The sequence below is a fragment of the Streptomyces sp. NPDC060184 genome (genome assembly GCF_042728795.1).
Taxonomy (GTDB): Bacteria; Actinomycetota; Actinomycetes; order Streptomycetales; family Streptomycetaceae; genus Streptomyces.
The window spans coordinates 1-12,875 of sequence record NZ_JBHWYX010000085.1 but is presented as its reverse complement, the minus strand read 5'-3'; the positions used below and the strand labels follow the sequence as shown (position 1 = coordinate 12,875).

Genomic DNA, 12,875 nt, shown 5'->3' with positions numbered 1-12,875 from the left:
AAAATACTTCTCACCCGCCCCCCCCCCCCCCTGCGGGGCCGCCCCCCCCCCCCCGGGCCCCGCCCCCCCCCGCGCCCGGGGGGGGGGGGGGGTCCGCCGCCACGTCCGGGGCCGAGCGGCCGGGGCGCGTGGCCGGGGGCGCGTGGCCGGGGCGCGTGGCCGGGGCGCGTGGCGGGCCCTACTTCGGGGCGCCGACCATGCGCAGCACCAGGTCCGCGTAGAGCGCGCCGACCTCCTCGGGCGTGCGGCTGCCCTGCGCGTTGAACCAGCGCGAGACGTCGATGCAGAGGGAGAGGACGGCGAGCGCGGTGCCGGGCACGTCGGGGACGTCGAACTCCCCGGTGTCCACACCGTCCTTGATGATCCGCCGCATCACCGCGTCGGTGCGCCGCCGCAGTTCGATGATCTCGGCGCGGTGTTCGTCGCTCAGCGCGTCGAGTTCGTACTGCACCACCCGTGCCGTCGCGAAGCGCTCCGCGTGCCAGTGGACGAAGGCCCGTACGGCCACGGCGAGCCGGTCCGGGGCGGCACCGTCGCCGTCCGCCGCGGCCTCCAGCAGGGAGAGCGCACGGTCGTGGCCGATGCGGCTGATCCGGTGGAGCAGCTCTTCCTTCGTCTTGTAGTGGATGTAGAGAGCAGCCGGGCTCATGCCGGCCCGGCCGGCGATGTCACGGGTGGTGGTCGCGTGGTAGCCGCGCTCGGCGAAGGCCTCGACCGCCGCCACGAGGAGCCGCCGGGCGGCCTCGGGGGTCACTTCGCCCCACGGCGTCTCCTGGCCGTCGGTCTCCTCCGCCGTACCCATGGTCACGCGCCCCTCTCAGTCCGCCGGACGAACACCATACCCCGACCCTGAGCAAGCGCTTAGGACCGTGCCCGCAGGATAGCGCCGCCCGCGCGAAAGAGGGAGGTGGGACGGGCCCCTCCCCGAAAACCCCTCCGCCCCGCACCGCGTGGTCACGGTACGGGGCGGAGGGCCGGCGGCCCCGGGGGCGGCGGGGCGCGGTCAGAGCTTCTGGAACGGGTCGTGCTCGGCGAGGATCTTCTCCAGTCGCGCCTGGTCGACGCGGCTGACGATCCGGCCCTCCTCCTGGCGGTCGCGGATGACCTTGGCGAGGGTGAAGCACGAGGTGACGAGGTAGAGGACGCCGATGGCGAGGAAACCCCGCACCCAGCCGTCCGCGTCGAGGAAGAAGATCCCGAGGGCCACCGCACCCATCGCCACCCCGAAGGAGGCGACGGCCTGGCCGTAGAAGGCGGCGGTGCTCTGCTGCTTGACCGGTGTCGTGTCGCTCATGCCCCGAGCTTCCGCCGTCCGGGCGGGGCGCCGCATCCGCGCCCGTACTCACGGCCGTACTCAGGCGCGGTGCGGGCGGCCCGAGGGCGGAGGCAGGCCGGGCGGAGACAGGTCAGAACGCGGAGACCCCGGTCAGCGCGCGGCCGATGATCAGCTTCTGGATCTGGCTGGTGCCCTCGTAGAGCGTCATCACCCGGGCGTCGCGGACCAGTTTGCCCACCGGGTACTCGTCGATGTAGCCGTAACCGCCGAACACCTGGAGGGCGTTGTTGGCGGAGCGGACCGCCGCTTCGGAGGCGAAGAGCTTGGCCTGGGAGGCGGCGGTGGCGAAGGGCTCGCCCCGGTCGATCAGATCGGCGACCCGCCAGGTGAGGAGGCGGGCGGCGTCCACGTCCACGGCGATGTCGCTGAGGAGTTCCTGGACCAGCTGGTAGCCCGCGACGGGCTTGCCGAACTGCTGCCGCTCGCCCGCGTAGCCGACCGCCGCGTCCAGCGCGGCCTGGGCGATCCCCACGCAGCCCGCGGCCACCGACATGCGCCCCTTGGCCAGGGCGGACATCGCGATCGAGAACCCCTTGCCCTCGGGGCCCACCAGCGCGGACGCGGGGACCCGGACGCCCTCCAGGACCAGTTCGGCGGTGGCCTGGCCGCGCAGGCCGAGCTTGCCGTGGACGGTGTTGCGGGTGAGGCCCGGAGTGTCGGTGGGGACCAGGAAGGCGGAGACGCCCCGGTGGCCGGGGGTGTCGCCGGTGCGGGCGAAGAGCAGCACCACGTCGGCCCAGGTGCCGTTGGTGATGAACATCTTGGTGCCGTCGATGACGTAGCCGTCGCCGTCGCGCACGGCCCTCGTCGTGAGGTTCCCCGCGTCCGAGCCGGTGCCGGGCTCGGTGAGCCCGAAGCAGCCGATCAGGTCCCCGGCGGTGAGCCCGGGGAGCCAGCGGCGCTTCTGTTCCTCGTCGCCCCAGGCGGCGACGGTCTTGGCGACCAGCCCGAGGGAGACCGAGACGATGCCGCGCACCGAGGAGTCGCCGCGCCCCAGCTCCTCGGTGACCAGGCAGTACGCGAGGTGGTCGCCGCCCGAACCGCCGTACTCCTCGGGCACGGTGAGGCCGAGGAATCCCAGGGCGCCCAGCTTCTTCACGATCGACTTGTCGACACTTTCGGCGCGGTCCCAGGCCGCGGCGTGCGGGGTCACCTCCCGGGCCACGAAGTCCCTGGCCAGTCGCCGGACCGCTTCCTGCTCCTCGCTGAGCTCCAGGTTCATCGGGCTCCACTCCTCCGCATCGGGCACCGGACCGCCGGACCGCCGACCTCGCCGACCGCTTTAATTAGCACTGCTAGTTTCTCGTCGCAGCCCACTATGTGCCGCCGGACCGTGCCGCGCAAGCCCTCCGGGACGCCGGGCCGGGCGGGTGCGTCCACCCCGCCCGGCCGGACAGGTGCGTCCACCGCTCCCCGGCAATGGGCGGCACGATTCGGCCGAGGATGCGGCGCGGCATGGCCCTGTCTCCTCTCCCCTGCTAAATTCCCTGGCTGCTCATACGGCGAAGAACGGAAAACCACGGGGGGTTGCGTGTCGTTCGCGGAGGAATGGGCACAGCTGAAAGCGGATGCCGCCATGCGGATAGATCAACTACCCGCGGAGACGGGCGGATCACCCGCCGGACCAGCATTGGACTACAACACCGATTCCATCAACGGAAATGCGAATCTGTTGATCGAAATAGCGGGACTCCTGTACGAGGCCAGACCGGACGGCGACCTGTGCACCATAGCGCGGGAGCCGAGGGCACACGGCGACGTAGCCGCACAGGTGGAGCGTTTCGGCCGATTCGCCGATGATCAATTCCAGGACACCGTCGCTCTGTTCGCGGCACTCGCCACCCGCCTCAGAGCGGCAGGATCGGATTTTGTGACCGTGGATGACGCCCAGGCCGGACGCTTCCTCGACGAAGTCCTGCGCTATGGCCAGTACGTGGCACCGGAGGCGAAATGAGCGAGCTCACCCACCGCAAGGACGTCGAATTTCTGGAAGGGTGCAATCCGGCTCTGGTCGAGCGCAACGCCGACGAGTTCCGGCGCATTCACGACGTGCTGGTGGAGACCGACGAACCCGCCGAACGGGCGGAACGGCACACCCACTGGCACAGCGAGGGAAGCCTGCACTACGAAGCGCGTCTCTCCGAGGCACGCAAGCTGATGCGGAACATCGCGGAGGGATACGCCAAAGCCAGTGGTTCGCTGCGCGCCTACGCATGGGCTCTCGAATCCGCCAAGAGCCACTACTCCAACGGGAAGGCCAACGAGCAGGCCCTGGCGCGGCTGATCGGCACCAAGGGCGTCGCGATCACGAGGGAGGCGCAGGACGCGGAGCCGATGCGCCAGTGGGAGGACATGCGGGCGACCACGGGCGTCCTCGACTTCTTCGCCGAACTCACCATGGACGTCGACGACATCAGGGACGAGGCGAACCGGCTGCACGACGCCGCCGGAGAAGACTTCCGACGCGCGGGCGCGACCGAGAAGGAGGCGCGGGACATCTGCGTGCACGGGCTGAAGCAGGCCTATGATCTGCTGCCCGAGTTCCGCCTGGGGTTCGTCCAGCGTGTCGACATCGCCTCAGCCGTCGCACCGTTACGGAGCGAGGCCCGGGAGGCGAGCGGCAACCCCCTCACTCACCTTTCCGGCAGCGCCCCGAAACACGGGTATGCCCCGCCGACCGGGGACAGCCCCGTCTCTCCCACCTTGCAGAACATCCGGACCCAGCTCGCGGGGCTCCCGGGGGCGACCGACAGCTACTGGAACCCGCCGTCCTCCGGCCAGGACCGCGCGGCCTGGATCGCGGCGAACAAGGAGATCATCCGGGCCGCCGCCGAGAACTCGGGACTGCCCGCGGACATGGTCGCCGGTATCGCCTGGCAGGAGATCGGTGGCCAGCCGGGCTACCTGGACGACATCACGGACACGATCCGTGAACAGGCGGACGCCCCCTGGGGGCTCAGCCCGGTCTCGCCCGAGAATCTGCCGTGGCGGCTCGGCGGGAGTCCCGACGAGACGTCCTTCGGCCCCATCGCCATCCAGATCCGCAGGGGCGCCGAAGTGCTCGGTTACGATCCGGACAGCCTCACCGAGCACCAGCGGTCCATCGTGGAGGAGTCCCTCCAGGACCCGGGGCAGAACATATTCATCGCCTCCGGATACCTGGCGCAGCTCAAGGCGGAGAGCGAGTTCGCCGACGTGCCCGCGGCGGAGATGACACCCGCCCAGTACCAGGAGCTGGCGGCCCGCTACAACGGAGGCCCCTACTGGGAGGGCGCCGACGCGCAGGCGTACGGCCGCGGCTTCACCAACAACCTCGACGACGCGAGAGGAGCGCTGGACCGATGACCGACCGCGAGGGCGCCCCGCAGGCGTCCGGGGATCAGGGCTGTCTGCGCCAGGTCCTCATGGTCCCGTTGGTGATCCTGTACCTGGTCGCGGGCTTCTTCCTGTACACGGCGCTGACGATCCGTCCCTCCGGCAGCTGGGACGACGATGCCCGCGCCGGCATCGTCCTGTCGTGCCTCCTCACCCTCCTGGCAGGCGCGGCGACAGCCGGGCTCCTGCTCCTCCCGCCGGTTCGCAGGATCATGGGGCTGGGGTGGGCGGCGCCGGCGCTGCTGATGGCGGTGGGCGCGATCGTCCGCTGGGCGACGACAGGCTGATGCGTGTCGCGAAAGCAGCGCCGTCCGCCCGGAGGACAGGCGGGACTCTCGCGGCACGCTTCAGCGATTGCACTGCCGCGACCGGCGTCGTCCGCCGCCGGAGAACGTGACCGGCGAGGACCCCGGAGGCCGGGCGCCCTACTATGTGCCGCATGGCCCGACCTCGTACCCCCCTCCTGAGCAGAGAACGGATCGTCGAGGCGGCGGGCGCGCTGGTGGACGCGGAGGGCCTCGGTGCGGTCTCCACCCGGCGGCTCGCCGCCGAGCTGGGGGTCAGCGGGCCGTCGCTGTACAACCACTTCCGGAACAAGGACGACATCCTCGACGCGGTCGCCGACGCGGTCTCCGCCCAGGTCGACCTGTCGATGTTCGACGCGGACGATCCGCGCGACTGGCAGCGGTCCCTGCACGACTGGGCCGTCTCCTACCGCGCCGCGCTCTCCGCCCACCCGCACATCGTGCCGGTCCTGGCGCAGGGCCCCGGGCGGCGGCCCGCCGGGCTGCGGGTGGCCGACGCGGTGTTCGGCGCGATGGTCGACGCGGGCTGGCCGCGCGCCCAGGCCACGTACATCGGGGCGCTGATGCGCTACTTCGTCACCGGCTCCGCGCTGGGGTCCTTCGCGCGGGGTTTCGTGGACGACGAGACGGCGTACGACCCCGCCGACTACCCGCACCTCGGCCAGGCCCACCTGCTCGCAGACCGGCGCCAGCAGGTGGACGAGGGGGCCTTCGAGACGGGGCTGCGGGCGCTGCTCGACGGGCTGGCGCTCCAGTACGCGCAGCTGGACCCCGCCCGTACGGCCAAAAGGACCCGGGGTCTCCCGGACCGGGACCGCAGCCGGGACGATTGACGCTTCCCGCCAATTCATTGGGCGCCCGACCCCGCGCCCCGTACGGTCCTGTCCATGACCACTCCACCCGCCGCCGTCTCCCCGCCCCGCTCCGGCCCCGACCGGCGGGCCGTCGTCGCCGCCTGCACCACCGTCGTGCTCTGGGCGTCCGCGTTCGTCTCCATCCGCAGCGCGGGCGACGCCTACTCCCCCGGCGCGCTCGCCCTCGGCCGGCTGCTGGCGGGGTCCGTGGTGCTCGTCGCGATCCTGCTCGTACGCCGCGAGGGGCTGCCGGCGCGCGGCGCCTGGCCGGGCATCGTGGTCTCCGGACTCCTCTGGTTCGGGCTCTACATGGTGGTGCTCAACTGGGGCGAGCAGGAGGTGGACGCGGGGACCGCCGCGATGGTGGTCAACATCGGGCCGATCCTGATCGCGCTGCTCGGGGCCCGGCTGCTGGGCGAGGGGCTGCCGCGTCGGCTGCTCGGGGGCATGGCGGTGTCCTTCGCGGGCGCCGTCGTCGTCGGCCTGTCCATGTCGGGGCACGGCGGTTCCTCGGTGCTCGGGGTGCTGCTCTGCTTCGTCGCCGCCATGACGTACGCGGCGGGCGTGGTCGCACAGAAGCCCGCGCTGCGGCACGGCTCGCCCCTCCAGGTCACCGCCTTCGGCTGCCTGATCGGCGCGGCGGGCTGCCTTCCCTTCAGCGGGGTGCTGGTCCACGAGGCCGCCGACGCCCCGCTCTCCGCCACCCTCAACATGATCTACCTGGGCGTCTTCCCGACCGCGCTGGCCTTCACCACCTGGGCGTACGCGCTGGCGCGCACCACGGCCGGCCGGATGGGTTCCACCACCTACGCGGTGCCGGCTCTCGTGGTGCTGATGTCGTGGCTGGTGCTCGACGAGGTACCCGCCGCGCTCTCCGTCCTCGGCGGGCTGCTCTGCCTGGCCGGGGTGGCGATCTCCCGGACCCGTCCGCAGACTGGGCGGACGCGGAAGGTCGTGGCCGAGCCGGTGGAGGGAACCCCCGATGGCATCGAGCAGCAGGAAACCGGGCGGGTCCGACGGTAGGGCCGGAGGGGCCCGGCGGGGAAACGCCGCGGCGGGCTCCCCGGCGAAGGGTTCCCCGGCCGAGGGCTCACCGTCCGAAGCGGAGGCGGCCCGGGCCGCCCGGTTCGGCGGACCGCGTCTGGAGGGCTTCGGGGTCCGCGACCGGGGCGACGACGACCCGGAGCTGGTCACGCCGGAGGGCCGCGCCCGGGACGCCTGGCGGGAGGACTACCCCTATCCGCAGAAGCTCGGCCGCAAGGCGTACGACAAGCAGAAGCGCGCCCTCCAGATCGAGCTGATCAAGCTCCAGCACTGGGTGAAGGAGCACGACGAGCGGCTGGTGATCCTCTTCGAGGGGCGGGACGCGGCCGGCAAGGGCGGCACCATCAAGCGGTTCACCGAGCACCTCAACCCGCGCGGGGCCCGGGTGGTGGCCCTGGAGAAGCCGACCGAACGCGAGCGGTCGCAGTGGTACTTCCAGCGGTACGCCGTCCATCTGCCGACGGCGGGCGAGATCGTCCTCTTCGACCGGTCCTGGTACAACCGGGCCGGGGTGGAGCGGGTGATGGGGTTCTGCACCACCCGCGAGTACCTGGAGTTCATGCACCAGGCCCCGGGATTCGAGCGGATGCTGGTCCGCGACGGCATCCACATCGTGAAGTTCTGGTTCTCGGTCTCCCGCAACGAGCAGCGCAACCGGTTCATGATCCGGCAGATCGACCCGGTACGCCGCTGGAAGCTGAGCCCGGTCGACCTGGCGTCCCTCGACAAGTGGGACGCGTACACCGAGGCCAAGGAGCTGATGCTCTTCCACACCGACACGGCCGACGCGCCCTGGACGGTGGTGAAGAGCAACGACAAGAAGCGGGCGCGGCTGGAGGCGATGCGGCACGTGCTGGACCGCTTCGACTACCCGGGCAAGGACGCCGCCGTGGTCGGCACGCCGGACCCGCTGGTCGTCGGCCCGGCGTCCCGGCTCTTCGAGGAGGGCGAGATGGACGCCCGGCTGCTCGCCCCGAGGCCGCCGAAGGGCTGAGGGCGCTTCCCGTCCTCAGCCGGAGCGCCGCGCACCACCGCCCCATGCCGGCACCACCGCCCCGAGCACGCACCACCGGCACAACGCGGGGCGACCGGATGCCGACGGGTCGGCGAACTTTGGGCGTTCGCACGCCAGTTGACCGTACTCGTCAGTAGCGTGTGCGCCCGTGACCACACACCACGCTCCCGCACCCAGCCGTCGTACGGTCGTCAGGGCAGCCGCCGCGACGGCCGTCGCCGCTCCCGTCCTGCTCGGCGCGAGTGCCGCCCGGGCCGCCGACGGGCCGGTCTTCCTGCACGGTGTCGCCTCCGGCGATCCGCTCCCCGACGGTGTCCTCCTGTGGACCCGCGTCACGCCCTCCCCGGACGCCGTGCCCGGCTCCGGACGGGGCGCGGACACCGAGATCGGCTGGGAGATCGCCGAGGACAAGGCCTTCTCCCGGACGGTCGCCGCCGGTACGGCCCTGGCCCGTGCCGCGTCCGACCACACCGTCAAGGCGGACGTCCGGGGGCTGCGCCCGGCCACCTCCTACTGGTTCCGCTTCTCGGCGGCCGACGGGCAGGTCCTCTCCCCCGTCGGCCGCACCCGCACCGCGCCCGCCGCCGGTGCGGCGGCGCCCGGTGTCCGCTTCGGCGTGGTCTCCTGCGCCAACTGGGAGGCCGGCTTCTTCTCCCCGTACCGGCACCTCGCGGCCCGCGCCGACCTGGACGCCGTGCTGCACCTCGGGGACTACATCTACGAGTACGCGTCCGGCGGTTACGCCCACGGGGACACCGTGGTGCGCCCGCACTCGCCGCTGAACGAGATCGTCACGCCGGCCGACTACCGCACCCGGCACGCCACCTACAAGACGGACGCCGACCTCCAGGCCCTGCACGCGGCGCACCCGGTGATCGCGATCTGGGACGACCACGAGTTCGCCAACGACGCGTGGTCGGGCGGGGCGGAGAACCACACCCCGGCGACCGAGGGCGCCTGGGCGGACCGGGTCGCGGCGGCCAAGCAGGCGTACTTCGAGTGGATGCCGGTCCGCGCCTCCACCGAGGGCACCGTCTACCGCCGCCTCTCCTTCGGCAGCCTCGCCGAACTGCACCTGCTCGACCTGCGCAGTTTCCGTTCCGCGCAGGCGTCGATCGGCAGCGGCTCGGTCGACGACCCGGAGCGCACGATCACCGGCCGGGCCCAACTGGACTGGCTGAAGGCCGGTCTCGCCGGGTCGGCGGCCACGTGGAAGCTGGTCGGGACGTCGGTGATGATCTCCCCGGTCGCCTTCGGCTCCGTCCCCGCCGATGTGCTCGCGCCCCTCGCCGAGCTGCTCGGCCTGCCCGGTGGCGGCCTCGCCGTCAACGTCGACCAGTGGGACGGCTACACCGACGACCGCAAGGAGCTGATCGGCCATCTGCGGGACAAGTCGGTGGCCAACACGGTCTTCCTGACCGGCGACATCCACATGGCCTGGGCCAACGACGTGCCCGTCAAGGCGGCGACCTACCCGCTGTCGGCCTCGGCCGCCACCGAGTTCGTGGTGACGTCCGTGACCTCGGACAACCTGGACGACATCCTGAAGGTCCCCGCGCACACGGTCTCCGAGGTCGCCGCCCTCGCGGTGAAGGCGGCCAACCGCCACGTGAAGTGGGTGGACATGGACGGGCACGGTTACGGGGTCCTCGACGTGACCGCCGAGCGCGCGCAAATGGACTACTACGCGGTCTCCGACAAGACCCGCCAGGACGCCACGGCTGCCTGGGTCCGCTCGTACCGCACCCTCAACGGCACCCAGAAGGTCGAACGGGCGGACGCCCCGGTGCGCTGACCGGGCGGGGCGGGGCGGGGGCGCGGCGGGGCCGCCTGCCGCAGCCGTCGCCCGCCCGTGCCGGAGAGTCCGGTACGGGCGGGCGTCGGCGCACGTCGGCTGCCGGGAGCGGGCGGCGGCACATGTCGGCTGCCGGTCGACGGCCGGGTGCGCGGGACGCGCGGGGCGCTTCAGAAGGTGACCAGGGCCCGGCCGCCCTTTCCGGCGATCATGTTCTCGAAGGCGGCGGGGATGCCGTCGAGGGAGATCCGTTCGGTGACCATGGCCGACACGTCGAAGCGGCCCGCGCGGATGTGCTCGGCGAGCACCGGCAGGTCGCGTTCCGGGTCGCTGTTGCCGTACACGCAGCCGGTCAGGGAGCGGCCCCAGTGGAAGATCTCCAGGGCGTTGAAGGTGACGTCCTGGTCCTTGGCGCCGATGCCGACGACGGTGGTGCGACCGCCCCGGCGGGTGGACTCCCAGGCGGTGCGGATCGTCTGCGCGCGGCCCACGCACTCCACGGCCACGTCCACGCCCACCCCGTCGGTGAGCCCCCGGATCGCGCGCGGGGTGGTGGCGGAGGCGACGACGTAGTCGGTGGCGCCGGCGAGCCGGGCCAGCTCCTCCTTCTCCGGTGTGACGTCCACGGCGACGATCCGGGACGCCCCGGCGATGCGCGCCGCCTGGAGCACGGCGAGGCCGACCCCGCCGATCCCGAACACGGCCACGGTCTCCCCGGCGCGCACCCGGGCGGAGTGGTGGACCGCGCCGTAGCCGGTGAGCACCGCGCAGCCGAGGAGGGCGGCGTCGGTGAGCGGGATCCCGGCCGGCGCGGGCAGCACGCAGTTCGCGGCGACGACGGTCTCCTGCGCGAACGCGGCGACGTTCAGGCCGGGGTGGAGCCGGGTGCCGTCGGCGAGACGGGCGTGGACGTTCGCGGCGCCCTTCAGGGCGTCGGCGCAGAGCCAGACCTCACCGATCCGGCAGGGGTGACACGTCCCGCAGGAGGGAGCCCAGTTGAGGACGACTCCGTCACCGGGGGCGACGTGCTCGACGCCCTCGCCGACCTCCAGGACGGTGCCCGCCCCCTCGTGTCCGAGGACGCAGGGCACCGGCAGGCGCATGGTGCCGTTGCTCAGGGACAGATCGGAGTGGCAGACCCCGGCGGCGGCCAGGCCCACCCTCACCTGGCCCGGTCCGGTCTCCGGCAGTTCGATGTCGGTGATCTCCAACGGCGCCTGGACGGCGGGCAGTACGGCGGCGCGAACCACGGACGGCTCCTCGTGTGGTCGGCCGGGCCCTGCGGGACCCGGCTGCGGGCGGGGCGGGTGTCAGAACTGGAGCGACTTCGTCTGGAGGTACTCGGCGAGACCGTGCGGGCCGAGCTCGCGGCCGACGCCGGACTGCTTGTAACCGCCGAAGGGGGCCAGCGGGTTGAACCGGCCGCCGTTGATGTCGACCTGGCCGGTCTCCATCCGGCGGGCGAAGGCCACGGCCCGCTCGTCGTCCCCCGCCCAGACGGCGCCGGCCAGGCCGTAGACGGTGGCGTTGGCGATCCGGAGGGCGTCCTCCTCGTCCTCGTACCGGAGGATGGTGAGGACCGGGCCGAAGATCTCCTCCTGGGCGACGACCATGTCCGGGGTGACGTCGGCGAACACGGTGGGACTGACGTAATAGCCCTTCTCGCGTGGGGAGTCGGGGCCTCCGGCGACGAGCCGGGCCCCCTCCGCCACGCCCTTGGCGATGTAACCGAGCACCCGCGCCCGCTGCTTGGCGTTGACGACGGGGCCGATCCGCTCCCCGGGCACGTAACCGGCGACGGCCGCCGCGGCGAGCGTCACGGCCTCCTCGTACCGCTCCGCGTCCACCAGCATCCGGGTCCACGCGCTGCACGTCTGGCCGGAGTTGGACATCACGTTCGCGACCCCGACCTTGACCGCCTTGGCGAGGTCGGCGCCCGGCAGGATGACGTTGGCGGACTTGCCGCCCAGCTCCAGCGCGACGCGTTTGACGGCCCCGCTCGCGGTGGCGCCGATCGACCGGCCCACGGCGGTGGAGCCGGTGAAGGAGACGAGGTCGACCCCGGGGTGCTCGGCGAGCGCCTGGCCCGCGACCGGGCCGAGGCCGGTGACCAGGTTGAAGACTCCGGCCGGAATCCCGGCCTGTTCGGTCGCCTCGGCGAAGAGCTGGGCGGTCAGCGGGGTGTCCTCGGCGGGCTTGAGGACGACCGTGCACCCGGCGGCCAGCGCGGGGGCGGCCTTGGCGACGATCTGGTGGAGCGGGTAGTTCCAGGGGGTGATGGCCCCGACGACCCCGACCGGCTCGTGCAGCACGGTGGAGTTGCCGAGCTTCTCCTCGAAGGCGTACGTGGCGGCGAGTTCGGCGTACGAACCGGCGACCAGCACCGGGAGCCCCGCGTGCACGGTCTCCGAGAGCCGGAGCGGGGAGCCGAGTTCGGCGGTGACCGTGGCGGCGATCTCCTCGGCGCGGGCGGCGAGGACGTCGCGCAGGGCGGCGAGCCGTGCGGCCCGTTCGGCGGGTGGGGTGGCCGCCCAGCCGGGGAACGCGGCACGCGCGGCGCGTACGGCGGCGTCCACGTCGGCGGCGGTACCGGCGGGCACGTGGGCGATGACCTGCTCGTCGGCCGGGTTCACGACCGCGATGGTGTCGCGTCCCTCGGCGGGTCGCCACGCGCCGCCGATGTACATCCCGTCATGGGCCTTCATGGCTGTTCCTCCCGGGCTTGCGGTTCCTGCGTGCGGGCCGCCCACGGGCGTCGCCGGACCGGAGCGTCCGGTGTCTCCCGCGCGGCTCGGCAGCCGTCCGGACCCCAAACTAGCGCTGTTAGTTTTTGCGCGCCAGGGCCGGTACGGGCCGGGGCCGGAGACGCGCGTCACGTGGCCCCCGGGCGCGTGCGGACCGGGGCGAAAACGCCGAGGGGCGGCGCTCTCCGGCTCGGTGCCGGGTCACGCCGCCCTGGGGCGGATCGGGTTGCGGGTCATGGCCCGCGTGGTCACGACGGTTACTTCGGGTCGGCGTTGAAGGTCGAGGTCGACCACAGGTAGCCGAGAACCGAGAGCCCGAGGCACCAGGCGACGGCGATGAGGCCGTTGTTGCCGATCCCGGTGCCGAGCAGGAGTCCGCGCAGGGTCTCGATGGCCGGGGTGAACGG

Annotated in this window: 12 protein-coding genes and 1 pseudogene; 7 read left to right on the top strand and 6 right to left on the bottom strand. The window is 72.6% G+C overall.

Annotated features, from left to right (window positions below; translation table 11 throughout):
- Positions 1-178 precede the first annotated feature (178 nt).
- The 3 genes from ACFWEE_RS32195 to ACFWEE_RS32185 all read right to left on the bottom strand — a co-directional run bounded on the left by ACFWEE_RS32195 (position 179) and on the right by ACFWEE_RS32185 (position 2,558).
- Positions 179-802, bottom strand: a complete 624-nt coding sequence (locus ACFWEE_RS32195; RefSeq protein WP_386894721.1) for a TetR/AcrR family transcriptional regulator — start codon at positions 800-802, stop codon at positions 179-181.
- A 201-nt stretch (positions 803-1,003) separates the two neighbouring features.
- Positions 1,004-1,294, bottom strand: a complete 291-nt coding sequence (locus tag ACFWEE_RS32190) for a YiaA/YiaB family inner membrane protein (protein ID WP_386894719.1) — start codon at positions 1,292-1,294, stop codon at positions 1,004-1,006.
- 112 nt (positions 1,295-1,406) lie between these two features.
- Entirely contained in the window at positions 1,407-2,558 is a 1,152-nt protein-coding gene (locus tag ACFWEE_RS32185) for an acyl-CoA dehydrogenase family protein (protein WP_386894717.1), read from the bottom strand.
- Between the two features lie 309 nt (positions 2,559-2,867).
- On the opposite strand from ACFWEE_RS32185, the gene ACFWEE_RS32180 reads away from it, so the two are divergent.
- The 7 genes from ACFWEE_RS32180 to ACFWEE_RS32150 all read left to right on the top strand — a co-directional run bounded on the left by ACFWEE_RS32180 (position 2,868) and on the right by ACFWEE_RS32150 (position 9,724).
- A complete protein-coding gene (locus tag ACFWEE_RS32180) occupies positions 2,868-3,290 on the top strand; it encodes a hypothetical protein (protein WP_386894715.1) in 423 nt (140 codons plus the stop codon).
- Complete coding sequence (locus tag ACFWEE_RS32175; RefSeq protein ID WP_386894713.1) at positions 3,287-4,681, top strand: hypothetical protein; 1,395 nt, start codon at positions 3,287-3,289, stop codon at positions 4,679-4,681. Before ACFWEE_RS32180 ends, ACFWEE_RS32175 begins: the two co-directional genes overlap by 4 nt.
- Entirely contained in the window at positions 4,678-4,998 is a 321-nt protein-coding gene (locus ACFWEE_RS32170; protein ID WP_386894711.1) for a hypothetical protein, read from the top strand. The genes ACFWEE_RS32175 and ACFWEE_RS32170 overlap by 4 nt, the downstream gene beginning before the upstream one ends.
- 152 nt (positions 4,999-5,150) lie before the next feature.
- Positions 5,151-5,849 (top strand): TetR/AcrR family transcriptional regulator, encoded by a 699-nt coding sequence (locus ACFWEE_RS32165; protein WP_386894709.1) that lies wholly within the window; start codon positions 5,151-5,153, stop codon positions 5,847-5,849.
- Positions 5,850-5,903: 54 nt separating this feature from the next.
- Complete coding sequence (locus ACFWEE_RS32160) at positions 5,904-6,893, top strand: DMT family transporter (protein ID WP_386894707.1); 990 nt, start codon at positions 5,904-5,906, stop codon at positions 6,891-6,893.
- On the top strand, positions 6,853-7,908 hold the full coding sequence (ppk2, locus tag ACFWEE_RS32155; protein WP_386894705.1) for a polyphosphate kinase 2: 1,056 nt from the start codon (positions 6,853-6,855) through the stop codon (positions 7,906-7,908). Before ACFWEE_RS32160 ends, ppk2 begins: the two co-directional genes overlap by 41 nt.
- 169 nt (positions 7,909-8,077) lie before the next feature.
- Positions 8,078-9,724, top strand: a complete 1,647-nt coding sequence (locus ACFWEE_RS32150) for an alkaline phosphatase D family protein (protein ID WP_386894703.1) — start codon at positions 8,078-8,080, stop codon at positions 9,722-9,724.
- Positions 9,725-9,894: 170 nt separating this feature from the next.
- Here the strand turns inward: ACFWEE_RS32150 and ACFWEE_RS32145 are convergent, their stop codons facing one another.
- From ACFWEE_RS32145 to ACFWEE_RS32135, 3 genes and pseudogenes are all read right to left on the bottom strand, one after another.
- On the bottom strand, positions 9,895-10,974 hold the full coding sequence (locus ACFWEE_RS32145) for a Zn-dependent alcohol dehydrogenase (protein WP_386894701.1): 1,080 nt from the start codon (positions 10,972-10,974) through the stop codon (positions 9,895-9,897).
- Positions 10,975-11,034: 60 nt separating this feature from the next.
- Positions 11,035-12,429 carry an aldehyde dehydrogenase family protein gene (locus ACFWEE_RS32140; RefSeq protein ID WP_386894699.1) on the bottom strand — a complete coding sequence of 465 codons (1,395 nt, stop codon included), beginning with the start codon at positions 12,427-12,429 and terminating at the stop codon, positions 11,035-11,037.
- A gap of 296 nt (positions 12,430-12,725) precedes the next feature.
- Positions 12,726-12,875 (bottom strand): annotated as a pseudogene (locus ACFWEE_RS32135) (ABC transporter permease); the annotation flags it as partial.

Excerpts from the sequence above, each read along its gene's own strand:
- ACFWEE_RS32160 (WP_386894707.1), top strand. The coding sequence starts at position 5,904 with ATGACCACTCCACCCGCCGCCGTCTCCCCGCCCCGCTCCGGCCCCGAC.
- ppk2 (WP_386894705.1), top strand. The coding sequence starts at position 6,853 with ATGGCATCGAGCAGCAGGAAACCGGGCGGGTCCGACGGTAGGGCCGGA.
- ACFWEE_RS32165 (WP_386894709.1), top strand. The coding sequence starts at position 5,151 with ATGGCCCGACCTCGTACCCCCCTCCTGAGCAGAGAACGGATCGTCGAG.
- ACFWEE_RS32140 (WP_386894699.1), bottom strand. The coding sequence starts at position 12,429 with ATGAAGGCCCATGACGGGATGTACATCGGCGGCGCGTGGCGACCCGCC.
- ACFWEE_RS32170 (WP_386894711.1), top strand. The coding sequence starts at position 4,678 with ATGACCGACCGCGAGGGCGCCCCGCAGGCGTCCGGGGATCAGGGCTGT.
- ACFWEE_RS32185 (WP_386894717.1), bottom strand. The coding sequence starts at position 2,558 with ATGAACCTGGAGCTCAGCGAGGAGCAGGAAGCGGTCCGGCGACTGGCC.
- ACFWEE_RS32195 (WP_386894721.1), bottom strand. The coding sequence starts at position 802 with ATGGGTACGGCGGAGGAGACCGACGGCCAGGAGACGCCGTGGGGCGAA.
- ACFWEE_RS32190 (WP_386894719.1), bottom strand. The coding sequence starts at position 1,294 with ATGAGCGACACGACACCGGTCAAGCAGCAGAGCACCGCCGCCTTCTAC.
- ACFWEE_RS32175 (WP_386894713.1), top strand. The coding sequence starts at position 3,287 with ATGAGCGAGCTCACCCACCGCAAGGACGTCGAATTTCTGGAAGGGTGC.